This is a genomic window from Pseudomonas sp. S3_A03 (genome assembly GCF_054668275.1).
The window spans coordinates 4,652,233-4,675,922 of sequence record NZ_CP162753.1; the positions used below are offsets into that span (position 1 = coordinate 4,652,233).

16 protein-coding genes, 2 tRNA genes and 4 pseudogenes are annotated in these 23,690 nt (G+C 61.0%); 18 read left to right on the forward strand and 4 right to left on the reverse strand.

The window, feature by feature from the left end; genetic code table 11:
* The first annotated feature begins 10 nt into the window (after positions 1 to 10).
* The 11 genes and pseudogenes from AB4O25_RS21230 to AB4O25_RS21280 all read left to right on the forward strand — a co-directional run.
* Positions 11 to 1,431, forward strand: a pseudogene (locus AB4O25_RS21230) (N-acetylmuramoyl-L-alanine amidase).
* Positions 1,431 to 3,347, forward strand: a complete 1,917-nt coding sequence (gene mutL, locus AB4O25_RS21235) for a DNA mismatch repair endonuclease MutL (RefSeq protein WP_460149956.1) — start codon at positions 1,431 to 1,433, stop codon at positions 3,345 to 3,347. The pseudogene AB4O25_RS21230 and the gene mutL overlap by 1 nt, the downstream one beginning before the upstream one ends.
* Positions 3,347 to 4,318, forward strand: coding sequence for a tRNA (adenosine(37)-N6)-dimethylallyltransferase MiaA (gene miaA, locus AB4O25_RS21240; protein ID WP_460149957.1), 972 nt, complete (start codon positions 3,347 to 3,349; stop codon positions 4,316 to 4,318). The genes mutL and miaA overlap by 1 nt, the downstream gene beginning before the upstream one ends.
* 94 nt (positions 4,319 to 4,412) lie before the next feature.
* Complete coding sequence (hfq, locus tag AB4O25_RS21245; protein WP_003188059.1) at positions 4,413 to 4,673, forward strand: RNA chaperone Hfq; 261 nt, start codon at positions 4,413 to 4,415, stop codon at positions 4,671 to 4,673.
* 12 nt (positions 4,674 to 4,685) lie between these two features.
* A complete protein-coding gene (gene hflX / locus AB4O25_RS21250) occupies positions 4,686 to 5,987 on the forward strand; it encodes a ribosome rescue GTPase HflX (RefSeq protein ID WP_017526419.1) in 1,302 nt (433 codons plus the stop codon).
* 96 nt (positions 5,988 to 6,083) lie between these two features.
* Positions 6,084 to 7,259: an FtsH protease activity modulator HflK gene (hflK, locus tag AB4O25_RS21255; RefSeq protein ID WP_017526418.1), complete on the forward strand. Its 1,176-nt coding sequence runs from the start codon at positions 6,084 to 6,086 to the stop codon at positions 7,257 to 7,259.
* The gene (hflC, locus tag AB4O25_RS21260) at positions 7,259 to 8,125 is read left to right on the forward strand and encodes a protease modulator HflC (RefSeq protein ID WP_010213607.1); all 867 of its coding nucleotides are present in this window, start codon (positions 7,259 to 7,261) and stop codon (positions 8,123 to 8,125) included. Before hflK ends, hflC begins: the two co-directional genes overlap by 1 nt.
* 293 nt (positions 8,126 to 8,418) lie before the next feature.
* A complete protein-coding gene (locus AB4O25_RS21265) occupies positions 8,419 to 9,606 on the forward strand; it encodes an ATP phosphoribosyltransferase regulatory subunit (RefSeq protein WP_017526417.1) in 1,188 nt (395 codons plus the stop codon).
* A gap of 54 nt (positions 9,607 to 9,660) precedes the next feature.
* Positions 9,661 to 10,950 (forward strand): adenylosuccinate synthase, encoded by a 1,290-nt coding sequence (locus AB4O25_RS21270; RefSeq protein WP_065879441.1) that lies wholly within the window; start codon positions 9,661 to 9,663, stop codon positions 10,948 to 10,950.
* 1,114 nt (positions 10,951 to 12,064) lie between these two features.
* A pseudogene (locus AB4O25_RS21275) lies at positions 12,065 to 12,118 on the forward strand (hypothetical protein); the annotation flags it as partial.
* 390 nt (positions 12,119 to 12,508) lie between these two features.
* Positions 12,509 to 13,024 (forward strand): annotated as a pseudogene (locus AB4O25_RS21280) (methyl-accepting chemotaxis protein); the annotation flags it as partial.
* A gap of 123 nt (positions 13,025 to 13,147) precedes the next feature.
* On the opposite strand, the pseudogene AB4O25_RS21285 reads toward AB4O25_RS21280, so the two are convergent.
* The 4 genes and pseudogenes from AB4O25_RS21285 to AB4O25_RS21300 all read right to left on the reverse strand — a co-directional run bounded on the left by AB4O25_RS21285 (position 13,148) and on the right by AB4O25_RS21300 (position 16,208).
* A pseudogene (locus AB4O25_RS21285) lies at positions 13,148 to 14,712 on the reverse strand (ABC transporter permease).
* Entirely contained in the window at positions 14,712 to 15,737 is a 1,026-nt protein-coding gene (locus tag AB4O25_RS21290; protein ID WP_068937863.1) for an extracellular solute-binding protein, read from the reverse strand. Before AB4O25_RS21290 ends, AB4O25_RS21285 begins: the two are co-directional and overlap by 1 nt.
* Before the next feature lie 144 nt (positions 15,738 to 15,881).
* Positions 15,882 to 15,968: transfer RNA gene (locus AB4O25_RS21295), tRNA-Leu, on the reverse strand.
* Between the two features lie 153 nt (positions 15,969 to 16,121).
* Positions 16,122 to 16,208, reverse strand: a tRNA-Leu gene (locus AB4O25_RS21300).
* A 224-nt stretch (positions 16,209 to 16,432) separates the two neighbouring features.
* Here AB4O25_RS21300 and rnr point away from each other — a divergent pair.
* The 7 genes from rnr (at position 16,433) to dnaB (ending at position 23,648) form a co-directional block, all read left to right on the forward strand.
* Positions 16,433 to 19,063: a ribonuclease R gene (rnr, locus tag AB4O25_RS21305; protein ID WP_065879438.1), complete on the forward strand. Its 2,631-nt coding sequence runs from the start codon at positions 16,433 to 16,435 to the stop codon at positions 19,061 to 19,063.
* The gene (gene rlmB / locus AB4O25_RS21310) at positions 19,060 to 19,815 is read left to right on the forward strand and encodes a 23S rRNA (guanosine(2251)-2'-O)-methyltransferase RlmB (RefSeq protein ID WP_003217493.1); all 756 of its coding nucleotides are present in this window, start codon (positions 19,060 to 19,062) and stop codon (positions 19,813 to 19,815) included. Before rnr ends, rlmB begins: the two co-directional genes overlap by 4 nt.
* A 247-nt stretch (positions 19,816 to 20,062) precedes the next feature.
* A complete protein-coding gene (rpsF, locus tag AB4O25_RS21315) occupies positions 20,063 to 20,485 on the forward strand; it encodes a 30S ribosomal protein S6 (protein ID WP_003171371.1) in 423 nt (140 codons plus the stop codon).
* Positions 20,486 to 20,514: 29 nt separating this feature from the next.
* On the forward strand, positions 20,515 to 20,745 hold the full coding sequence (gene rpsR, locus AB4O25_RS21320) for a 30S ribosomal protein S18 (protein WP_003171373.1): 231 nt from the start codon (positions 20,515 to 20,517) through the stop codon (positions 20,743 to 20,745).
* A gap of 36 nt (positions 20,746 to 20,781) precedes the next feature.
* The gene (locus AB4O25_RS21325; RefSeq protein WP_017526411.1) at positions 20,782 to 21,675 is read left to right on the forward strand and encodes a YybS family protein; all 894 of its coding nucleotides are present in this window, start codon (positions 20,782 to 20,784) and stop codon (positions 21,673 to 21,675) included.
* An 18-nt stretch (positions 21,676 to 21,693) separates the two neighbouring features.
* On the forward strand, positions 21,694 to 22,140 hold the full coding sequence (rplI, locus tag AB4O25_RS21330; protein ID WP_003171376.1) for a 50S ribosomal protein L9: 447 nt from the start codon (positions 21,694 to 21,696) through the stop codon (positions 22,138 to 22,140).
* A gap of 110 nt (positions 22,141 to 22,250) precedes the next feature.
* The gene (gene dnaB / locus AB4O25_RS21335) at positions 22,251 to 23,648 is read left to right on the forward strand and encodes a replicative DNA helicase (protein ID WP_017526410.1); all 1,398 of its coding nucleotides are present in this window, start codon (positions 22,251 to 22,253) and stop codon (positions 23,646 to 23,648) included.
* The last annotated feature ends 42 nt before the right edge of the window (positions 23,649 to 23,690 follow it).

A 23,690-nucleotide genomic window follows, 5' to 3' on the forward strand; every position in this document is an offset into this window, starting at 1 on the left:
GGGGTTAGGTATGCGCTTTCGCGCGTTGGTTGCTGTCGTAGGGGTGTTGCTTGCGGCAATGACTGTCAATGCTCTGGCTGCTTCACAGGTAAAGAGTGTGCGCCTGTGGCGAGCGCCGGATAACACGCGACTGGTGTTCGACCTGTCTGGCCCGGTCCAGCACAGTGTCTTTACCCTCACGGCGCCTGATCGCCTGGTGATCGACATCAACGGTGCAACCCTGGCCGCGCCGCTGAAGGTGTCCACCGCCAATACCCCCATCACCGCCATGCGCTCGGCCCAGCGCACGCCGACCGACTTGCGCGTGGTCATCGACCTGAAAAAAGTCGTGACGCCGAAAAGCTTCTCCCTGGCCCCGAATGCCCAGTATGGCAACCGGTTGGTGGTCGACCTGTTCGATAACGCCGCCGATGCCGCACCCCGCCTGCGCCAACCCCGAGCGTGGCGACTGTGCCTGCGGTGCCGGTGAACCCGTCGCAACCCCAGGTCAAGCTGCCGCCACCACCACCGGCGCCGGCCGGCAAGCGCGACATCATCGTGGTGATCGATGCCGGCCACGGCGGTGAAGACCCGGGCGCCTCCGGCTCACGTGGGCAGCATGAAAAAGACGTGGTATTGGCCATTGCCCGCGAACTGCAACGCCAGGTCAACGGCATGAAAGGCTACCGCGCCGAGCTGACCCGTACCGGCGACTACTTCATTCCATTGCGCGGGCGTACCGAAATCGCCCGCAAGAAAGGCGCTGACCTGTTCGTGTCGATCCACGCCGATGCGGCGCCGTCGACCGCTGCGTTCGGCGCTTCGGTGTTTGCCTTGTCTGATCGCGGCGCCACGTCCGAGACCGCTCGTTGGCTGGCCGACAGCGAAAACCGTTCCGACCTGATCGGCGGGGCCGGCAACGTGTCCCTCGATGACAAAGACAAGATGCTCGCCGGCGTACTGCTCGACCTGTCGATGACCGCCTCGCTGACCTCCAGCCTGAACGTGGGCCAGAAGGTCCTGAGCAACATCGGCCGTGTGACCTCCCTGCACAAACAGCGTGTGGAGCAGGCCGGGTTCATGGTGCTGAAGTCGCCGGATATTCCCTCGATCCTGGTGGAAACGGGGTTTATCTCCAACGCCAACGAAGCCTCGAAGCTCGCCAGTGCCAGTCACCAGCAAGCGTTGGCGCGCTCCATCAGCGCGGGTGTGCGCCAGTTCTTCCAGCAGAACCCGCCGCCGGGCACTTACATCGCCTGGCTGCGCGACTCCGGCAAAATTGCCCAGGGCCCGCGTGACCATCGCGTTCAGCCCGGCGACACCCTGGCGATGTTGGCGGTGCGTTTCCAGGTGTCGGCGGCGACGTTGCGCAATGCCAATAACCTGAAGACGGATGAGCTGAAAGTCGGCCAGGTATTGACCATCCCCGGCACTGAATTGGCGGCACAGTAATGAGCGAATCAACCCTGAACAGCGGGTCGCGTATTGAATTGCTCAGCCCGCGCCTGGCTAACCAGATCGCGGCGGGCGAAGTCGTCGAGCGCCCGGCATCGGTGATCAAGGAGCTACTGGAAAACAGCATCGATTCCGGCGCCAAGCGCATCGATGTCGACGTGGAGCAGGGCGGCGTCAAGTTACTGCGCGTGCGCGACGACGGCAGCGGCATCTCCTCCGATGACCTGCCGCTGGCCCTGGCCCGCCACGCCACCAGCAAGATCCGCGACCTGGAAGACCTTGAACGGGTGATGAGCCTGGGTTTTCGCGGTGAGGCCCTGGCCTCGATCAGCTCTGTGGCCCGCCTGACGCTTACGTCCCGCACGCGCAGCGCCGAGCAGGCCTGGCAAGTGGAGACCGAGGGCCGCGACATGGCGCCTCGGGTTCAGCCGGCGGCGCATCCGGTGGGTACCTCGGTGGAGGTGCGCGACCTGTTCTTCAACACCCCCGCGCGGCGCAAATTCCTCAAGGCCGAAAAGACCGAATTCGATCACCTGCAAGAAGTCATCAAACGCCTGGCCCTGGCGCGCTTCGACGTGGCATTTCACCTGCGCCATAACGGCAAGACCATCCTCAGCCTGCACGAAGCCCATGACGAGGCGGCACGTGCGCGTCGAGTGTCGGCGATCTGTGGCGCGGGTTTCCTGGAGCAGGCGCTGCCGATTGAGATCGAGCGCAATGGCCTGCGCCTGTGGGGCTGGGTCGGGTTGCCGACGTTCTCCCGTAGCCAGGCGGATTTGCAGTACTTCTTTGTGAATGGCCGCGCGGTACGCGACAAACTGGTCGCCCACGCGGTGCGCCAGGCGTATCGCGATGTGTTGTTCAACGGGCGGCACCCGACGTTCGTACTGTTTTTCGAGGTCGACCCTGCGGTGGTCGACGTCAACGTGCACCCGACCAAGCACGAAGTGCGCTTCCGTGATGGGCGCATGGTGCATGACTTCCTGTACGGCACCTTGCACCGAGCCTTGGGCGATGTGCGCCCGGACGATCAACTGTCGGCGCCGATTGTGACGGCGGTGGTGCGCCCGAGCGGTCCCGAGGCCGGTGAGTTCGGCCCTCAGGGCGAAATGAGCCTGGCGGGCAACCTGCTGCAAACGCCGCAGTCGCAGCCGACCTATACCGCGCCGGGTTCCGGTGCCGGAGCGGGTTATCAATATCAATACACGCCGCGTCCGCAGTCAGCGGTACCGGTGGCTGAGGCCCAGGCGGCCTATCGCGAATTCTTTGCGCCACTGCCGGGGGCCGAGCCGGGTGCGGCGGCGTCCTTGCCGGAAGGCGGCGGGGATATTCCGCCGCTGGGGTATGCGCTGGCGCAGCTTAAAGGCATCTATATCCTCGCTGAAAACGCCCACGGGCTGGTGCTGGTCGACATGCATGCCGCCCACGAGCGAATCATGTACGAACGCCTGAAGATTGCCATGGCCAGCGAAGGCCTCAGCGGCCAACCACTGCTGGTGCCGGAGTCCCTGGCCGTGAGCCAGCGTGAAGCCGATTGCGCAGAAGAACACCACAGCGTATTCCAGAAGCTGGGCTTCGAACTGCAACGCCTGGGGCCAGAAACCCTCGCGATCCGCCAGATTCCTGCGCTGCTCAAGCAAGCCGAAGCCAACCGGCTGGTGGCCGACGTGCTGGCGGACCTGATGGAGTACGGCACGAGTGACCGTATCCAGGCGCATATCAACGAATTGCTCGGCACCATGGCCTGTCACGGTGCCATCCGCGCCAATCGCCGCCTGGCCCTGCCGGAAATGAATGGTTTGCTGCGTGATATGGAAAACACCGAGCGCAGCGGTCAATGCAACCATGGCCGACCGACCTGGACCCAGATGGGCCTGGACGATCTGGACAAATTGTTTTTGCGCGGGCGTTGATGAGCGCCTTGCCCCCCGCAATCTTCCTGATGGGCCCCACGGCCGCCGGCAAGACCGACCTGGCCATCGAGCTGACGAAGGTGTTGCCATGCGAACTGATCAGTGTCGACTCTGCCCTGGTTTACCGGGGCATGGATATCGGCACCGCCAAGCCCTCCAAGGAGCTGCTTGCCGAGCATCCGCACCGTCTGATCGACATCATCGACCCGGCCGAGAGCTATAGCGCCGCGGATTTTCGTACTGACGCGCTGGCCGCCATGGCTGAAATCACGGCGCGGGGCAACATCCCGCTGCTGGTGGGCGGCACGATGCTCTATTACAAGGCTTTACAGGAAGGCTTGGCTGACATGCCGGCCGCCGATGCCCGAGTGCGCGCAGAACTCGAAGAAGAGGCCGCACGCCTTGGCTGGCAAGCCCTGCACGACCAGTTGGCGGCGGTGGATCCGGTATCCGCCGCGCGGATTCACCCGAATGATCCCCAGCGGCTCAGCCGTGCCTTGGAAGTCTGGCGTGTCAGCGGCCAGACCATGACTGAACTGCGGCTGAAACAAACTGCGCAAAGTGCTGATGCAGGCGCATCTGGACAGTCACAATTGCCCTATACTGTGGCGAATCTGGCTATCGCTCCGGCAAATCGCCAGGTGCTGCATGATCGAATTGCACAAAGATTCACAATTATGTTGGAACAGGGGTTTATCGACGAGGTCGTAGCACTGCGTTCACGAGGTGACCTGCACCCAGGGCTGCCTTCGATACGTGCTGTAGGCTACCGCCAAGTCTGGGATCATCTGGATGGCAAGCTGACGTCAGCCGAAATGCAGGAGCGCGGCATCATTGCCACGCGCCAATTGGCGAAGCGCCAGTTCACCCGGCTGCGCAGCTGGAGCGATTTGCACTGGTTGGACAGTCTGGACAGCGACAATCTGTCACGCACCTTGAAATACTTGGGAACGGTCTCCATATTGAGCTGAGTCCTTGCAATTGCCGTCTATCCTTGGGGGTGTGACGGCCATGAGCTACCTATTTTCCGATTTTTTATTATTGATCCTTAAAGGAGTGCGGCACATGTCAAAAGGGCATTCGCTACAAGACCCTTACTTGAATACTTTACGTAAAGAGAAAGTGGGGGTTTCCATCTACCTGGTCAACGGTATCAAACTGCAAGGCACGATCGAGTCGTTCGACCAATTCGTGATCCTGCTGAAAAACACCGTCAGCCAAATGGTCTACAAACACGCTATCTCGACAGTCGTTCCAGTTCGTCCAATCCGTCTGCCTAGCGCAGCAGGTGATGAACAGGGTGACGCTGAGCCAGGTAACGCCTGATAGGAGTCTCCTTTGTTCTTTGAGCGCCACGGTGGTGGTGAGCGAGTGATCCTCGTTCACTTGGATGGACAGGACCCTGAGGCGCGCGAAGATCCGCAGGAGTTTCAGGAGTTGGCAAATTCTGCCGGCGCCGAGACCGTTGCGTTTTTTAACGTGCCGCGTCATCGGCCAACCGCCAAATACCTGATTGGCAGCGGCAAGGTCGAGGAGCTGCGCGACCTTGTACACGCCGAAGAAGCCGATCTGGTGATCTTCAACCATACCCTCACGCCCAGTCAGGAACGTAACCTCGAACGTGTTTTCGAGTGTCGCGTGATCGACCGTACCGGCCTGATTCTCGATATTTTCGCCCAGCGCGCCCGTACCCATGAAGGCAAGCTCCAGGTCGAACTGGCCCAGCTTGACCACATGAGCACGCGGCTGGTTCGCGGTTGGACTCACCTTGAGCGTCAGGGTGGCGGTATCGGCATGCGCGGCCCTGGTGAAACCCAACTGGAAACCGACCGGCGCCTGCTGCGGGTTCGCCTGCGCCAGATCAAGGGGCGTCTGGAAAAAGTACGTAGCCAGCGCGAGCAATCGCGACGTGGCCGTTCACGTGCGGATATCCCGACCGTCTCCCTGGTGGGCTATACCAACGCCGGCAAGTCCACGCTGTTCAACAACGTGACCAAATCCGACGTGTACGCGGCCGACCAACTGTTCGCCACCCTCGACCCGACCTTGCGCCGTCTGGATATCGACGACCTGGGGCCGATTGTCCTGGCCGACACCGTGGGTTTCATTCGCCACCTGCCACACAAACTGGTCGAGGCATTTCGGTCTACGCTCGAAGAGTCGAGCAACTCCGACCTGCTGCTGCACGTGATCGATGCGGCTGAGCCGGATCGCATGTTGCAGATCGAGCAGGTAATGGTGGTGTTGGGCGAGATCGGGGCCCAGGACTTGCCGATCCTCGAGGTCTATAACAAACTCGATTTGCTTGAGGGCGTTGAGCCGCAAATTCAGCGCGACGAGAACGGCAAGCCCCAACGGGTATGGCTGTCGGCGCGCGATGGCAGTGGTTTGGAGCTGCTTGAACAAGCCATTGCCGAATTGCTCGGCAGCGATTTGTTTGTCGGCACCTTGCGCTTGCCTCAGCGTTTTGCTCGACTGCGTGCACAGTTTTTCGAGCTGGGCGCGGTACAGAAAGAAGAACACGACGAAGAAGGTGTCAGCTTGCTGGCCGTTCGATTGCCGCGCTCGGAGCTCAATCGGCTGGTCAGCCGTGAAGGCGTTGTACCGACAGAGTTCATCGAACAACACACTTTGCAATAAAAGCCTCCGAAAGCGGTTGTGCCGCAGTAGCAGGCATTCTGTAGCATTGGTCGGCGCGCCGTGGGTGCGTCTTTGCTTTATCAGATGGAGAGCGCTATGGCTTGGAATGAGCCGGGTGGCAACTCGAATAATCAGGATCCTTGGGGTGGTAAACGCCGCAATAATGGCGACCGCAAGGGGCCACCAGATCTCGACGAGGCCTTCCGAAAGCTGCAGGAAAGCCTGAATGGGTTGTTCGGTGGTGGAAAAAAACGGGGTGGTGACGACGGCGGTCGCACAAGCAAGGGCGGTGGCTATGGCCTGCTGGGCCTGGGTCTTGTCGTACTGGCGGCCGTCTGGCTGTACAGCGCTGTCTACGTCGTGGACGAGCAGGAGCAGGCTGTGGTGCTGCGCTTCGGCAAGTACTACGAGACGGTCGGGCCAGGCCTGAACATCTACTTCCCGCCGATCGACAAGAAGTACATGGAGAACGTCACGCGTGAGCGTGCCTACACCAAGCAGGGCCAGATGCTGACTGAAGACGAAAACATCGTCGAAGTGCCGCTGACCGTGCAGTACAAGATCAGCAACCTGCAGGACTTCGTGCTGAACGTTGATCAGCCGGAAATCAGCCTGCAACACGCCACCGAAAGCGCCCTGCGCCATGTGGTGGGTTCCACCGCCATGGACCAGGTGCTGACCGAAGGTCGTGAATTGATGGCCAGCGAAATCAAGGAGCGCCTGCAACGGTTCCTCGACACCTACCGCACCGGTATCACTGTGACCCAGGTGAACGTACAGAGCGCAGCGGCACCGCGTGAAGTGCAGGAAGCCTTCGATGACGTGATCCGCGCGCGTGAAGACGAGCAGCGTTCGCGTAACCAGGCCGAAACCTACGCCAATGGCGTGGTGCCGGAGGCCCGTGGCCAGGCCCAGCGCATCATCGAAGATGCCAACGGTTACCGCGACGAAGTGGTCTCGCGCGCCAAGGGTGAGGCGGATCGCTTTACCAAGTTGGTCGTCGAGTACCGCAAGGCACCTGAAGTCACTCGCCAGCGTCTGTACCTGGACACCATGCAGGAAGTCTTCAGCAACACCAGCAAGGTTCTCGTGACCGGCAGCAAGGGTGGGCAGAACAACCTGCTGTACCTGCCGCTGGACAAGATGATCGAAGGTGGTCGTAGTGGCACCAGCGCGCCGTCCACCGGTTCGAATGCCGCTGCCAACGAAGCGAGCGCCCGTGCGGCCGCTGACTTGCTGCAACAGCAAACACGTACCAGGGAGAGTCGTTGATGAGCAATAAATCGCTGACCGCCCTGATTGTGGGCGTCGTCGTGGTCATCGCTGCCTGGAACTGCTTCTACATCGTGGCTCAGACCGAGCGTGCGGTGCTGCTGCAATTCGGTCGCGTGGTCCAGGCGGATGTCCAGCCGGGCCTGCATGTGAAAGTCCCCTACGTCAACCAGGTGCGCAAGTTCGACGCCCGCCTGATGACCCTGGATGCACCGACACAACGCTTCCTGACCCTGGAAAAGAAAGCCGTGATGGTTGACGCCTACGCCAAGTGGCGCGTCAAGGATGCCGAACGCTTCTACACCGCGACCTCCGGCCTCAAGCAGATCGCCGACGAGCGTTTGTCGCGCCGTCTGGAGTCGGGCCTGCGTGACCAGTTTGGTAAGCGCACCCTGCACGAGGTGGTATCCGGTGAGCGTGACGCGCTGATGGCTGACATCACGCGTTCGTTGAACACGATGGCGGAAAAAGAGCTGGGCATCGAAGTGGTCGATGTTCGGGTCAAGGCTATCGACCTGCCGAAGGAAGTGAACCGCAGTGTGTTCGAGCGCATGAGCACCGAGCGTGAGCGTGAAGCCCGTGAGCACCGCGCCAAGGGTAACGAACTGGCTGAAGGTATCCGTGCGGATGCCGACCGTCAGCGTCGTGTCCTTCTGGCAGAGGCCTATCGCGAGTCTGAAGAGGCCCGTGGTGATGGCGACGCTCAAGCCGCGGCAATCTATGCCAAGGCCTACGGTCAGGACCAGGAGTTCTACGCGTTCTACCGTAGCCTGCGTGCCTACCGTGAAAGCTTCGCGAACAAAACCGACGTCATGGTGCTGGACCCAAGTAGCGACTTCTTCCGCTACCTGGAAAAATCCAAGTAATCAACTCGTCACTGTGTAGGACACACTCCGTCGGGCGGCTAAAACGCCTGGCGGGGTGATCCTTTCAGAAAACGGGTGTATGATGCGGCAGCCGGGAAATTCCCGGCTTTTTTGCGTCTGCATGTTTGATTCGGCAGGCGTGACAGGTTTTTCGAGGAAAGTGCCCGACGAGGCCGCTGGCAGGCCGTTCGTCACGTCGCTCTTGCGCGTGGTTTATGCGAGGGCCGGGTATTTTCTGCTTCACTCAAGGCTCGGCCGAGGGCTGGCCGCCCGGATCTAAGGGGAATGGCGTAATGGCAACGGTAGACCGCTGGCTGCTGCCAGATGGCATCGAAGAAGTACTGCCACCGGAGGCGGCGCGCATTGAAGTAGCGCGTCGCCAGGTGTTGGATCTGTTCCAGAGCTGGGGTTACGAGTTTGTCGTGACCCCGCATATCGAGTACCTGGAATCCCTGCTGACCGGCGCGGGCCAGGACCTGGATCTGCGCACCTTCAAGGTCATCGACCCGCAGTCGGGCCGGCAAATGGGTTTCCGTGCCGACATCACGCCGCAAGTGGCGCGCATCGATGCGCACACCCTGCGTCGTGAAGGCCCGAGCCGCCTGTGCTACGCCGGCAGCGTGCTGCATGCTCAGCCGCGTGCCTTGTCGTCGTCCCGTAGCCCGATCCAGTTGGGCGCCGAGTTGTACGGCGACGCCAGCCCGAGCAGCGATGTCGAAGTGATCAGCTTGATGCTGGCCATGCTGCAACTGGCTGACGTACCGGATGTCCACATGGACCTGGGCCATGTCGGCATTTACCGTGGCCTGGCCCGTGCGGCCGGTTTGTCGGGTGAGGTTGAGCAACAGTTGTTCGATGCCCTGCAGCGCAAGGCTATCGATGAAGTCATCGCCCTGACCGAAGGCGTGCCGGCCGACCTGGCCGCTATGCTGCGGGCGCTGGTCAACCTGTGCGGCGGCCGCGAAGTGTTGGTGGCTGCACGCGAGCGCCTGGCGAATGCGCCGGCGCCGGTGCTGGCGGCACTCGACGACCTGCTGGCGATTGCCGAGCGGTTGTCGGCACGTTTCCCGCAGTTGCCGTTGTACTTTGATTTGGGCGAGCTGCGCGGTTACCACTACCACACGGGTGTGGTGTTCGCGGTGTTCGTTCCGGGTGTTGGCCAAGCCATTGCCCAAGGTGGTCGTTATGACGATATCGGCGCTGACTTCGGTCGCGCGCGTCCGGCCACTGGTTTCTCCACCGATTTGAAAACCCTGGTGACCCTGGGGCGTGCTGAGGTCGAGCTGCCGTCTGGTGGCATTTGGATGCCCGACAGTACGGACGCGGCACTCTGGCAGCAGGTCTGCCAGTTGCGCAGTGAGGGTCAGCGTGTTGTGCAGGCCTTGCCTGGGCAACCATTGGCCGCCGCCCGTGAAGCGGACTGCGACCGGCAATTGATTCTGCAGAACGGGCTTTGGCAAGTATCGCCACTGGCTTCTTGAGTTTTCCTGCCGGCCATCGCCGGCACCAAGTTTGCGCGAATGAGGACAAGTGTTATGGGTAAGAATGTCGTAGTCCTGGGCACCCAATGGGGTGATGAGGGCAAAGGCAAGATCGTTGATCTGCTGACCGAACATGCTGCCGCCGTAGTGCGCTACCAAGGTGGCCACAACGCTGGCCACACGCTGGTTATCGATGGCGAAAAAACCGTCTTGCACCTGATCCCTTCGGGTGTCCTGCGCGAAGGCGTGCAGTGCCTGATCGGCAACGGCGTGGTGGTTGCACCGGATGCCCTGCTGCGCGAGATCACCAAGCTGGAAGAGAAAGGCGTACCGGTGCGTGAGCGCCTGCGTATCAGCCCGTCCTGCCCGCTGATCCTGTCCTTCCACGTTGCGCTGGACCAGGCCCGTGAAAAGGCGCGTGGCGAGCTGAAGATCGGCACCACCGGTCGTGGCATCGGCCCAGCCTACGAAGACAAGGTTGCGCGTCGTGGCCTGCGTGTAGGCGACTTGCTCAACATGCCGCGCTTTGAAGACAAGCTGCGTGAACTGGTGGACTACCACAACTTCATGCTGGTCGGTTACTACAAAGAGCCGGCCATCGAGTTCGACAAGACCCTGGCCGAGTGCAAGGAATACGCCGAGCTGCTCAAGCCGCTGATGCTGGACGTGACCGCCGAGCTGCACGACCTGCGTCGCGCCGGCAAGGACATCATGTTCGAGGGCGCCCAAGGTTCGTTGCTGGACATCGACCACGGCACCTACCCGTACGTGACCAGCTCCAACACCACCGCTGGCGGCGTGGCCACCGGTTCGGGCGTTGGCCCGATGTTCCTGGACTACATCCTGGGCATCACCAAGGCTTACACCACTCGCGTAGGTTCGGGTCCGTTCCCGACTGAGCTGTTCGACGAAGTCGGTGCGCACCTGGCCAAGCAAGGTCACGAGTTCGGCGCTACGACCGGTCGTGCCCGTCGTTGCGGCTGGTTCGATGCGGTTATCCTGCGTCGCGCTATCGATGTAAACAGCATCTCGGGCATCTGCCTGACCAAGCTGGACGTACTTGACGGTCTCGAAACCATCAATATCTGCGTCGGCTACAAAGACGCGCAAGGCAACAGTGTTGCGCCGACCGACGCTGACAGCTACGTGGGCCTGCAGCCTGTGTACGAAGAAGTGCCGGGCTGGAGCGAGTCGACCGTGGGTGCCAAGACCCTGGAAGAGCTGCCGGCCAACGCTCGTGCCTACATCAAACGCGTTGAAGAGCTGATCGGCGCGCCGATTGACATTATTTCGACGGGCCCGGACCGCAACGAAACCATCGTTCTGCGTCATCCGTTCGCTTAATAAGCTGTTGATGTAAAAAGGAAAGGGCTCCCTCGGGAGCCCTTTTTCGTTTCTGTTCGCCAAGCGGCACGACCCTTGCTGTAATTCCTTCTTTCGCGGTGCTATCAAATTACTGGCACCCGTGGTGGAGGGATTACCGATGTCTGCCGTTCTCTCATTGTTACAAAGCCGTCTGTTGCGGCCGGTGTTCGTTACCCTAGGTATCGCCCTTTTGGTGCAGGTGCTGGTGGCGGTGGCGCTGACTCGGAGCACTGTCACTGCGCTGGAGGCCGATTTAGGCGCTCGGCTGGGTGTCGATAGTCAGAAGCTGTCTGGCGAGTTGGCGCAGGCCGGCAAAGAAGTTACATCCAGCCTGGACAGCCTGTCCGCCAGCACGCGCCAGCGTCTGACCGCCGGGCTTTCCTCGCGCCTGCAGGAGGAGCAGAAGCAACTGCGCGCGACCTTGGAAAAAGACCTGCGAGACTCTGCCAATGACATGGCGCAACTGCTGGCCTCGGTGGCGCCTCGCGCCATGTGGGACAGCGATGTGCCGACACTGTCTGAGTTTGCCCGGCGTGCCCAGCGCAATCCTAACGTGCTGTTTGTGGTCTACGACGATGCGGCGGGCGAGCATTTGACCCGCTACCTGAACCGCGAAAACCCGATCAACAAGGCGTTGCTGGAAAAAGGCCAGGGCGACCGCGCCTTGGACAAGGTGCTCAATGCCGCGAAAAATGACCCTTCGGTGTTCTACGTCGAGGCGTCCATCAGCCCCAACGGCGTTGAGATCGGTAAGGTGCTTATGGGCGTGTCGACCGCGTCGGTGGAGGCTGACCTGCAGGCGCTGGACAAGCGTTTTGCCGCCCTGATCGCCAGCGGCGATCAACTGGTCGGCGACAGCCTCAAGGGGGCTGCCGCAGACAGTGCCGCCGCCATGGGCGCCCGCCTGCAGTCGGCGCAAGCCACCGCCACCCAGATGACCGCCAACACCACCGGTGCCGTGCAGGAGGCCGCCGGTACTTTGCGCTGGCGCATCGGCATGGGGCTGGCGGTGGTCGGTTTCGGCGTGTTGCTGCTGATCGCCGTCGTACTCGGCCGTCGCGTAGTCAATCGCCTGAAGCTGCTGATTGCGGCCATGGACGACCTGGCGGCGGGCGAGGGCGACCTCACCAAGCGCGTGCAGATCAGCAGTAAGGATGAAATCGGCGATATGGCCTCGGCGGTCAATCGCTTTGTGGATAAGTTGCAGCCGATCGTGCGCGAGGCGGGCGATGTGGCCCAGCGTACCGGCGTGGAGATTGGCGCCATGACGCTGCGCAATGCGGGTGCCGATGCCGCGGCCGGCCTGCAGCGCGATGAAGTGGCCGAGAGCTTGCGTGCCCTTGAGCAGATGGCCGAGGAAGCCCAGGCCGAAAGCCATGCCATGCAGGCGGCCTTGCAGCAGGTCGTGGATATTCGCCAGGCCACGGATGAAAACTCACGCACCTCGGCCGAGGTCGGCAGTTTGATCGAAGCCTTGGCCGGGCAGGTCCAGGCCGGTTCTCAGGTGATCGAGCGTCTGGCGCAGCAAAGCGAACAGATCGAGGTGGTGCTGACGGTCATTCATGGCATTGCCGAGCAAACCAACTTGCTCGCGCTCAACGCAGCCATCGAGGCCGCGCGCGCCGGGGAAACCGGGCGCGGCTTTGCGGTGGTGGCGGACGAAGTGCGTGCGCTGGCGAGCAAGACCCAAAGCTCCACGGGCGATATCCAGGCGCATATCGTCGCGTTGCAACAGGGAGCACGTGAAGCGGTGGAGACCATCGGCAAGGCTGGGCGCCAGGCCAGTGAAGGGTTATTGGTGCTGCGCGACAGCGTGCGGTTGCAGCAGACGGTGCAGGCCTCGGTGGAGCAGGTGCATGCGGCAATTGGTCTGGCGACGCGCGCGGCGGAGCATCAGGCTCAGGGCGCGCATGCGGTGCGTGGGCGGGTCGAGGTGATTCATGCCCAGGCTGAGCGCGCTGCCCAGGCGGTGGTGGAAACGACCGCCAGTGGCAAGGTGCTGGATGGCTTGGCGGCGCAGTTGAAGGCGAGTTTGGGGCAGTTCAGGGCTTAGCGGTGTCTGTGTCGGCCGCATCGGGAGCCAGTCGAATCGTCGCACCGCCCCTCCCACACCTGACCGGGTTTCATGTTTGGAATGAAGTCAAATGTGGGAGGGGGCTTGCTCCCGATAGCAATCTCAGCGGCTCAAATACATCCGCGTCGTGAGCAGGTAAACCGGCAACCCCGACACCAGAATCAACAACGCCGCATAAGGCGCCGCCGCCGCGAATTCCACATTCGAGGTATGCGCCCACACGGCCGTGGCCAAGGTGTTGAGCCCTGTCGGGCTGAGCAGCAAGGTTGCGGTCAGCTCCTTCATCGCATCCAGGAACACCAGCGCAAACGCCGCACCCAGCGCCGGGAAGATAATCGGCAAGGTCACGCGGCAAAACGCACTGAACGATGAGGCGCCGAGCGTGCGCGCCGCCTCTTCCAACTGCGGTGCCGCCTTGTTCAGCGCCGTGCGAATCGGCGCCTGGGCCAGCGGTAAAAACAACAGCGCGTAGGCGATCAGCAGGAGCGCCGACGTCTGGTACAGCGCGGGCACGTAATGCAGGGCGAAATACACCAGGGTCAGCGCAATAACCAGGCCGGGCAGGGCATGCAGCAGATACGGCAGGCGTTCGGCCCAGATCGCCAGTTGGCCCTTGTAGCGCACCACCAGCAACCCCACCGGCACCGCCAGCACCAGGCATAGCGCCGCGCCACCCAGCGATAGCGCCAGGGAGGACAGCAGTGCCTCGCTGATTTGCGCCACTGGAAACGCCGCCGACGACCCTACGGCCAACCAATAGCCGAGCATCCCCAGAGGAATGCCGGTGCCAATGATCGCCAGCGCGAGGCAATACGCCTGGCCCAACGGCGCCCACTTGCCCAGCTTGACCTGCCCGGCATGCCGTGCGGCACCCTGGCCGATGCGCACATGACGGCCTTTGCCCCGCACGCGCAGCTCCAGCCACAACAGGCTCAGGCACATCATCAGCAACACCGCCGAGAGCATCGCGGCGTTGGCATTGCTGAATTCCAGTTCGAATTGCTGATAGATCGCTGTGGTGAAGGTTTGCAGGCCAATAATCGACAAGGCGCCGAACTCGACCAGCATGTGCAGGGCAATCAGCAGCGCCCCGGCCACTAAGGACGGCCACAGCAACGGCAGCGTGATGCGCCGGAACACGCCCCAGCGATTCAGGCCCAGGGTGCGGGCGGATTCTTCCAGGGAGGGGTCAAGATTGCGCAGCGTCGCCGCTACCGGCAAAAACACCAACGGGTATTTGGACAGGCTCATCACCAGGATCGCCCCGCCCAGCCCTTCGAAGTTGGCGCTCAGCGACACCCAGGTAAAGCTGCTGATAAACGCCGGCACGGCAAACGGCAGGCATAGGATTACGCCCCAGATACGTCGCCCCGGCAGGTTGCTGCGCTCCAGCAACCAGGCCAGGGACAGCCCGATCACGCAGCAAGTCACCGTCACGCCGGCCATCAGCGCCAGGGTGTTGCGCAGCAGCCCGAATACATAAGGTCGCCACAACAAATGCACCGCCTCTGCCCAGCCTGCCTGCCAGGCTTTGAGCCCGACGTAGGCCAGCGGCAGCAGGCTCAAGCCAACCAGAAACAGCACGGGGAGCAGCAGCCAGATCGAGGGGCGTTTGCGTCGGGGCTAAAACCCCCGCGCAGGGCGGGGGCGGGCAGCGATGGGTTCATCAGTTCAAGCCAACGTCACGTTCCAGCTCCAGCGCTTCTTCGGCGTTGCCCAGGTCTGCTGGCGTAACGTTGGGCGGTTGTAGTTCGCTGAACGGCTTGAGGCCACGGTTCGATTCCATGCCTTTGCGCAGCGGGTATTCCGCCGAGGTATTGGTAATCACGCGTTGGCCTTCTTCGCTGGCCATGAACGCCAGCAGTTGCTGGGCTTGCTGGGGGTGCTTGCTGGATTTCAGCGCGGCAGCGGACGACACGGTGATCAGGCCGCCGGCGTCGCCGTTGGTGAAGTAGTGCAGCTGCGAATCCAGATTGGTTTTTTCTTTCTTCAGGGCAAACCAGTAATAGTTGTTCACCAGGACGGTGGCCACTTCGCCATTCTCCACGGCTTTGAGAGCGACCATGTTGTTGCTGTACACCTTGCCGAAGGCGCGTAGACCGGTCAGCCATTCTTCAGCGGCTTCACGGCCGTGCAGCTTGATGATCGCCACGGCCTGTTCCTGGAACGCACCGCTGGTAGGCACGAAGCCAACTTTGCCTTGCCATTCGGGGCCGGCGAAATCCAGCACCGATTTGGGCAGGTCTTTCTCGGCAATCAATTTCGGGTTGAACGCCACCACGCGAGTGCGGGCGGTCACGCCCATCCAGTCGCCGTTGCGGCCGACGTAATCCTTGGGCAGTACATCGAGGGTGCCGGCGTCGATCTTGGCAAGCAGGCCTTGTTCGCCGAGTTTGTTCAGGGGTGGCGATTCTTCGGTATAGATCACGTCGGCGGGAGAGCGCTCGCCTTCTTCAACAACCTGGCTGGCGAGCTGGTTGCTGCTGCCTTTGCGCACATTGACGTGGATGCCGGTCTTGGCCTCGAAGGCCTTGGCGAGTTCGTCGCCGACTTCTTTGTGCTGGCCGTTGTACAGGGTCAGGGACACCTTGTCGGCAGAATGGGCGGCGGGCGAGAGCAGGGTCAGGCCGAGTAGAGTGATGGTCAGGCCGCGCAGAAGGGATGTCTTGAGACGGGTATCGCGGATCATCATCCGGGGTTTTCCTCACTTGAGATGCAACAAATCATTGCAAGGATAAACGATAAAGTTTCTCAAGTGCGGCATGACTGCCCATGCGGGTAAGTTTTTTAAACCCCGGAAACGAAAAAACCCGCTTTCGCGGGTTTGATCTGAATTTGGTGCCCAGGAGAAGACTCGAACTTCCACGACCTTGCGATCACCAGCACCTGAAGCTGGCGTGTCTACCAATTTCACCACCTGGGCATTATCAAGCAACGTTGCCGCTGTTGATGGGGCGAACTATACGGCGGGCTTTTTGATCTGTAAACCCCTGATTCAAAAAAATAAATCGAGATTCTCGTTAAAAATCAAAGGCTTTAAACGAAAAAACCCGCTTTCGCGGGTTTGATCTTAATGTGGTGCCCAGAAGAAGACTCGAACTTCCACGGCCTTGCGGCCACCAGCACCTGAAGCTGGCGTGTCTACCAATTTCACCATCTGGGCAGTATCTTCAACGTTGCCGTCGTCGATGGCGCGCACTATACGGAGTGGATTTTTGGCTGTAAACCCCTTGCATTAAAAAAGCCTGGAAAATTTCGCCAATGGTCGTGCAACGTGTGCGCCGAGGGCGATAAAGCGCTTTTAAACGCTTGTTGATACCTGAAATTTCCCGTTTCAATACGCGTATGCCAAACTAACCCGCATATAGACAAGGTGAAAACTCTCTAATGGCCGATTGGCAGTCCCTCGATCCCGAGGCCGCTCGTGAAGCGGAAAAATATGAAAACCCTATTCCTAGCCGCGAACTGATCCTGGCGCATCTCGCCGATCGGGGTTCGCCTGCTAGCCGTGAGCAGTTGGTTGAAGAATTCGGTCTGACCACCGAAGACCAACTCGAAGCCCTGCGCCGCCGTTTGCGTGCCATGGAGCGCGACGCTCAACTGATCTACACCCGTCGTGGCACCTATGCGCCGGTAGACAAGCTCGATCTGATCCTCGGCCGCATCGCCGGCCACCGTGACGGCTTTGGCTTCCTGATCCCGGACGACGGCAGCGACGACCTGTTCATGAGCCCGGCGCAAATGCGTCTGGTGTTCGATGGCGACCGTGCGTTGGCACGTGTTTCCGGCCTGGACCGTCGTGGTCGCCGTGAAGGCGTGATCGTCGAAGTGGTGTCCCGTGCCCACGAGTCTATTGTCGGCCGTTACTTCGAAGAAGGCGGTATCGGCTTTGTGGTGCCGGATAACCCGAAGGTGCAGCAGGAAGTGCTGATCACCCCGGGCCGCAATGGCGCCGCCAAGGTCGGCCAGTTCGTCGAGGTGAAAATCACCCACTGGCCAACCGCGCGCTTCCAGCCCCAGGGCGATATCGTTGAAGTGGTCGGCAACTACATGGCGCCGGGCATGGAAATCGACGTTGCCCTGCGCACCTACGATATTCCTCACGTCTGGCCTGAGGCCGTGCTCAAAGAAGCCGCCAAGCTCAAGCCTGAAGTCGAAGAGAAAGACAAAGAAAAACGCATCGACCTGCGCCATCTGCCGTTCGTCACCATCGACGGTGAAGATGCCCGCGACTTTGACGATGCGGTCTACTGCGAAGCCAAGCCCGGCAAGCTGCGCCTGTTCTCCGGCGGCTGGAAGCTATTCGTCGCGATTGCCGACGTGTCCAGCTACGTGAAGATCGGTTCTGCCCTGGATAACGAGGCCCAGGTGCGCGGCAACTCCGTGTACTTCCCTGAGCGCGTGATCCCGATGCTGCCTGAGCAGCTGTCCAACGGCCTGTGCTCGCTGAACCCGAAAGTCGACCGTTTGGCCATGGTGTGCGAGATGACCATCTCCAAAACCGGCGAAATGACCGACTACCAGTTCTACGAGGCGGTGATTCACTCCCAGGCGCGCCTGACCTACAACAAGGTCAGCACCATCCTGGAAACGCCGAAGACCAGCGAAGCCAAGGCCCTGCGTACCGAGTACGCCGGTGTCGTGCCGCACCTCAAGCAGCTTTATTCGCTGTACAAGGTGTTGCTGGGTGCCCGTCACGTGCGTGGCGCGATCGATTTTGAAACCCAGGAAACCCGGATTGTCTTCGGCTCCGAGCGCAAGATCGCCGCGATCACCCCGACCACCCGTAACGATGCGCACAAGCTGATCGAAGAGTGCATGCTGGCGGCCAACGTGGCCACTGCTGAATTCCTCAAGAAGCACGAGATTCCTGCGTTGTACCGCGTGCACGACGGCCCGCCGCCGGAGCGCCTGGAAAAACTGCGCGCCTTCCTCGGCGAGCTCGGCCTGTCCCTGCACAAAGGCAAGGAAGGCCCGACGCCGAAGGATTACCAGGCGCTGCTGGCCAGCATCAAGGATCGTCCGGATTACCACGTGATCCAGACGGTGATGCTGCGCTCACTGAGCCAGGCGGTGTACAGCGCCGATAACCAAGGCCACTTCGGCCTGAATTACGAGGCGTACACCCACTTCACCTCGCCGATCCGTCGTTACCCGGACCTGCTCACGCACCGCGCGATCCGCAGCGTGATCCACTCCAAGCAGAACACCCCGCACGTCAAGCGCGCCGGTGCCATGACCATTCCGAAAGCGCGGATCTATCCGTACGACGAGGCGGCCCTGGAACAGTTGGGCGAGCAGTGCTCCATGAGCGAGCGCCGTGCCGACGAAGCCACCCGCGACGTGGTGAACTGGCTCAAGTGCGAGTTCATGAAAGACCGCGTGGGCGAATCGTTCCCTGGTGTGATCACCGCCGTGACCGGCTTTGGTTTGTTCGTCGAGCTGACCGATATCTACGTCGAGGGCCTGGTGCACGTCACCGCCTTGCCGGGTGATTACTACCACTTCGATCCCGTGCACCACCGCCTGGCGGGCGAGCGCACCGGTCGCAGCTTCCGCCTGGGCGACACGGTGGAAGTGCAGGTCATGCGCGTCGACCTCGACGAGCGCAAGATCGACTTCGGCATGCCTGACAAACCCGCCGAATCGCCGACGGGCCGTAAAAAGCGCGGCAGCGAAACCGCGGCGCCGGCGACCAAAGGTAAAGGTGCTCCTGCTAAAACCGCTGAGCCTGAACCGGCCAAGGCCGGTCGGCGTTCGTCGGCCAAGGACAAGGCCCCCGAAGCCTACCGCCCCAGCGACGCAGCGGCTAAAAATGCTGAATTGCGCAAAAGCCGCGAGTTGAAGCAGCAGTTGCTCAACGAAGCCAAAAGCGGTGGTAAAGCGGCGTCTGGGGGAAAGTCCCACGCGGCGGAAAAACCGTCGAGCAAACCCAGTAAGCATCGTAAAGGCCCGCCAAAAGCGGGTTCGGCCCCCGCGAAAAGCGGCGGGTCGCGCAAACCTAAGGCCAAGTCATGAGTCTGGAAAAAATCTACGGCGTGCATGCCGTAGAAGCACTGCTGCGTCACCACCCTAAACGCGTCAAGCAGGTGTGGTTGGCGGAAGGTCGCAGCGAGCCGCGCGTGCAAGCGCTGGTCGAACTGGCCAACCAGAACAAGGTTGCCATCGGCCAGGCCGAGCGCCGGGAAATGGACGTGTGGGTCGAAGGCGTTCACCAGGGCGTGGTCGCGGACGTCAGCCCGAGCCAGGTGTGGGGCGAAGCCATGCTCGACGAACTGCTCGACCGTACCGAAGGCGCGCCGCTGTTGTTGGTGCTGGACGGTGTGACCGACCCGCACAACCTCGGCGCCTGCCTGCGCTCGGCGGATGCGGCGGGTGCGCTGGCGGTGATCGTGCCTAAAGACAAGTCGGCAACCCTGACGCCGGTGGTGCGTAAAGTGGCCTGCGGTGCGGCGGAAGTGATTCCACTGGTCGCCGTGACCAACCTGGCGCGCACGTTGGAGAAACTCCAGCAGCGCGGCCTGTGGGTCGTGGGTACGGCGGGGGAGGCCGAGGTCAGCATTTATGACCAGGACCTCACCGGGCCGACCATCCTGATCATGGGCGCCGAAGGCAAAGGCATGCGTCGCCTGACGCGTGAGCATTGCGACTACCTGGTGCACCTGCCGATGGCCGGTAGCGTCAGCAGCCTGAACGTGTCGGTTGCGACCGGCGTGTGCTTGTTTGAAGCCCAGCGTCAGCGTGGCGCCAAGGCCAAGGCCAAGAAGTAATCAGGCTTGGCATGGATCCAACCTGTGGGAGGGGGCAAGCCCCTCCCACAGTTGTTTCTGGGGTGTCTGAGAGATTGTTCAAATAATCACCAATCACCTTGCGCCCTTTCTCCCCCTTCTCTACAATTGCGCCCCTTGCCCACTCGGCAGGCACGCATGTGCCTCCCTTGCGGCAAGATCCATAAGTGTCATTCACTCCTTGTCTGACCGTTTTTGAGCGGCAGGCTACAACCCGTAAGGAGCATTCATGCGTCATTACGAAATCATCTTTTTGGTCCACCCGGATCAAAGCGAGCAAGTCGGCGGCATGGTTGAGCGTTACACCAAGCTGATCGAAGAAGACGGCGGCAAAATCCACCGTCTGGAAGATTGGGGCCGTCGTCAACTGGCCTACGCAATCAACAATGTTCACAAGGCTCACTACGTGATGCTGAACGTTGAGTGCACCGGCAAGGCCCTGGCCGAGCTGGAAGACAACTTCCGCTACAACGATGCAGTGATCCGTAACCTGGTCATCCGTCGCGAAGAAGCCGTTACCGGCCAATCCGAGATGCTCAAGGCTGAAGAAAACCGCAGTGAGCGCCGTGAGCGTCGCGACCGTCCTGAGCACGAAGGCGCTGATAGCGCTGACAGTGATGACAGCGACAGCAGCGATAACGCTGACGAGTAATCCACGGACCTTATTAAGGAGCCTATCAAATGGCACGTTTCTTCCGTCGTCGTAAGTTTTGCCGCTTCACCGCTGAAGAAGTGAAGGAGATCGATTACAAAGATCTCAACACTCTGAAAGCCTACGTATCCGAGACCGGCAAAATTGTTCCAAGCCGTATCACCGGTACCAAAGCACGTTATCAGCGTCAGCTGGCCACCGCTATCAAGCGCGCCCGCTTCCTGGCCCTGCTGGCCTACACCGACAGCCACGGCCGCTGAGACCGGGCAGTCGACAAGTAGTAAGGGATTGAATGCATGCGCGCCTTAGCTGAGTTCATCATGCGCGGCCGTATGCAGGCCACTCTGGTAGTGGCTGGCTGTGCGGCATTGCCGTTGCTTTATTGGTTGGGTGCCGCCGCGGGTTGCCTTGTGCTGCTGCGGCGCGGTTTGAAGGACGCCCTTGGCGTTCTTGCCCTGGGTTTGTTGCCGGCCTTGATCTGGTGGCTGCAAATGGGTGATCCACGGGTACTTCTGGTACTGCTGGGGTCATCGAGCCTTGCGTTGGTTTTGCGCGCAAGTGAGTCCTGGGTCCGTACGCTGCTGGTCAGCGTGGCATTGGGGTTGGTGTACTCAGTGATGCTTGGCGCGGCTTTCCGCCCGCAAATCGAGGCGCTGGCGCAGGAGATCGTCAAGATCCTGCCGCTGGCCCTCGGGGATCTCTACCAGCAATTATCGGTAGATGAGCGAGCGCGGTTTGCGTCACTGATTGCCCCGGTCCTGACCGGCCTGATTGCGGCTTTGTTGCAGGTCGTCAGCGTGCTGAGCCTGATTCTTGGGCGTTATTGGCAGGCGTTGTTGTACAACCCGGGTGGTTTTGGTCGCGAGTTTCGCGGTATCAGAATCCCCGCGGGGCCGGCGATGTTGCTGCTGGCGTGCATGGTTGTCGGGCCGAACTTCGGCCCACAGATGGCCTTGCTGGCGCCGATTTGCAGCGTACCGCTGGTGTTTGCCGGGTTGGCCCTGATCCATGGGCTCGTTGCGCGCAAGCGCCTGGCCAGGTTCTGGCTGGTGGGGTTGTACGTCACGCTGTTGCTGTTCATGCAGCTGATCTATCCGTTACTCGTGGTTCTGGCCATTGTCGACGGCCTGATTGATTTTCGCGGTCGTCTGGCGCCGAAAGACGCCGATAACGCGAACGGTGAAGGTTAAAAGTTAGAGGATTTTCACATGCAACTGATCCTTCTGGAAAAAGTCGCCAACCTGGGCAACCTGGGCGACAAAGTGAACGTTAAGGCCGGTTACGGTCGTAACTACCTGCTGCCATACGGCAAAGCCACCGCTGCAACCGCTGCCAACCTGGCTGCGTTTGAAGAGCGTCGTGCCGAGCTGGAAAAAGCAGCAGCAGACAAGAAAGCTTCGGCCGAAACTCGCGCTGCCCAACTGGCTGAGCTGGAAGTGACTATCACTGCCACCGCTGGTGACGAAGGCAAGCTGTTCGGTTCGATCGGCACCCACGACATCGCTGATGCACTGACCGCCTCCGGCGTTGAAGTGCAGAAGAGCGAAGTTCGTCTGCCGAACGGCACCATCCGCAACGTAGGCGAATTCGACGTAGCCGTGCACCTGCACGCCGAAGTTGAAGCCACCGTACGCGTTGTCGTGGTAGCAGCTTAAGCAGCACCTAACTGGCTGGCACCTCGCGTGTCAGCCGGTTAACATCGGGCACGATCCTGTTTACAGGTCGTGCCTTTTGTTTTTCTACAATCCCCAAATTCCAAGTGGCCATGAACGATATTTCAGCTCCTGAGCAATACGATCTGCAAACCGCTGCCCTGAAGGTGCCGCCGCATTCCATCGAGGCCGAACAGGCCGTGCTCGGTGGCTTGATGCTGGACAACAACGCCTGGGAACGCGTGTTGGATCAAGTCTCGGACGGTGACTTCTATCGCCATGACCACCGCCTGATTTTCCGCGCCATCGCCAAGCTGGCCGACCAGAACTCACCGATCGACGTGGTGACCCTGGCCGAGCAGTTGGACAAAGAAGGTCAGACCTCCCAGGTCGGCGGCCTCGGCTACCTCGGTGAGCTGGCAAAAAACACGCCGTCCGTCGCCAACATCAAGGCCTATGCCCAGATCGTGCGCGAGCGGGCCACTCTGCGCCAATTGATCGGCATCAGCACCGAAATCGCCGACAGTGCCTTCAACCCCGAGGGCCGCACCGCCGCCGAGATTCTCGACGAGGCCGAGCGCCAGATCTTCCAGATCGCCGAAGCACGCCCGAAAACCGGCGGCCCGGTCAGCGTCAACGACCTGTTGACCAAGGCCATCGACCGCATCGACACCCTGTTCAACACCGACAACGCGATCACCGGTATTTCCACCGGCTACACGGACCTCGATGAGAAGACCAGCGGCCTGCAGCCGTCCGACTTGATCATCGTCGCCGGCCGTCCATCCATGGGTAAGACCACCTTTGCGATGAACCTGGTGGAAAACGCGGTGTTGCGCAGCGACAAGACAGTCCTGGTGTACTCCCTGGAGATGCCAGGTGAATCGCTGATCATGCGTATGCTTTCGTCCCTCGGCCGTATCGACCAGACCAAGGTGCGTGCCGGTCGCCTCGAAGACGACGACTGGCCACGCCTGACCTCGGCGGTCAACCTGCTCAATGACCGCAAGCTGTTTATCGATGATACGGCGGGCATCAGCCCCTCCGAGATGCGCGCGCGTACCCGTCGCCTGGTGCGTGAGCACGGCGACATCGCCCTGATCATGATCGACTACCTGCAATTGATGCAGATCCCAGGTTCCAGCGGTGACAACCGTACCAACGAAATTTCCGAGATCTCCCGGTCGCTGAAAGCCCTGGCCAAGGAGTTCAACTGCCCGGTGGTGGCGCTGTCCCAGCTCAACCGTTCCCTGGAGCAACGTCCCAACAAGCGTCCGGTGAACTCCGACTTGCGTGAATCCGGAGCCATCGAGCAGGACGCCGACGTGATCATGTTCGTGTACCGCGACGAGGTGTATCACCCCGAAACGGAACACAAAGGCATTGCCGAGATCATCATCGGCAAGCAGCGTAACGGCCCGATTGGCTTTATCCGCCTGGCATTCATCGGTAAGTACACGCGTTTCGAGAACCTGGCGCCGGGCAGTTACAACTTCGACGACGACGAATAATCCGTCTATTCAATTCCGACCATTACCGTCGGAATTGGTCAA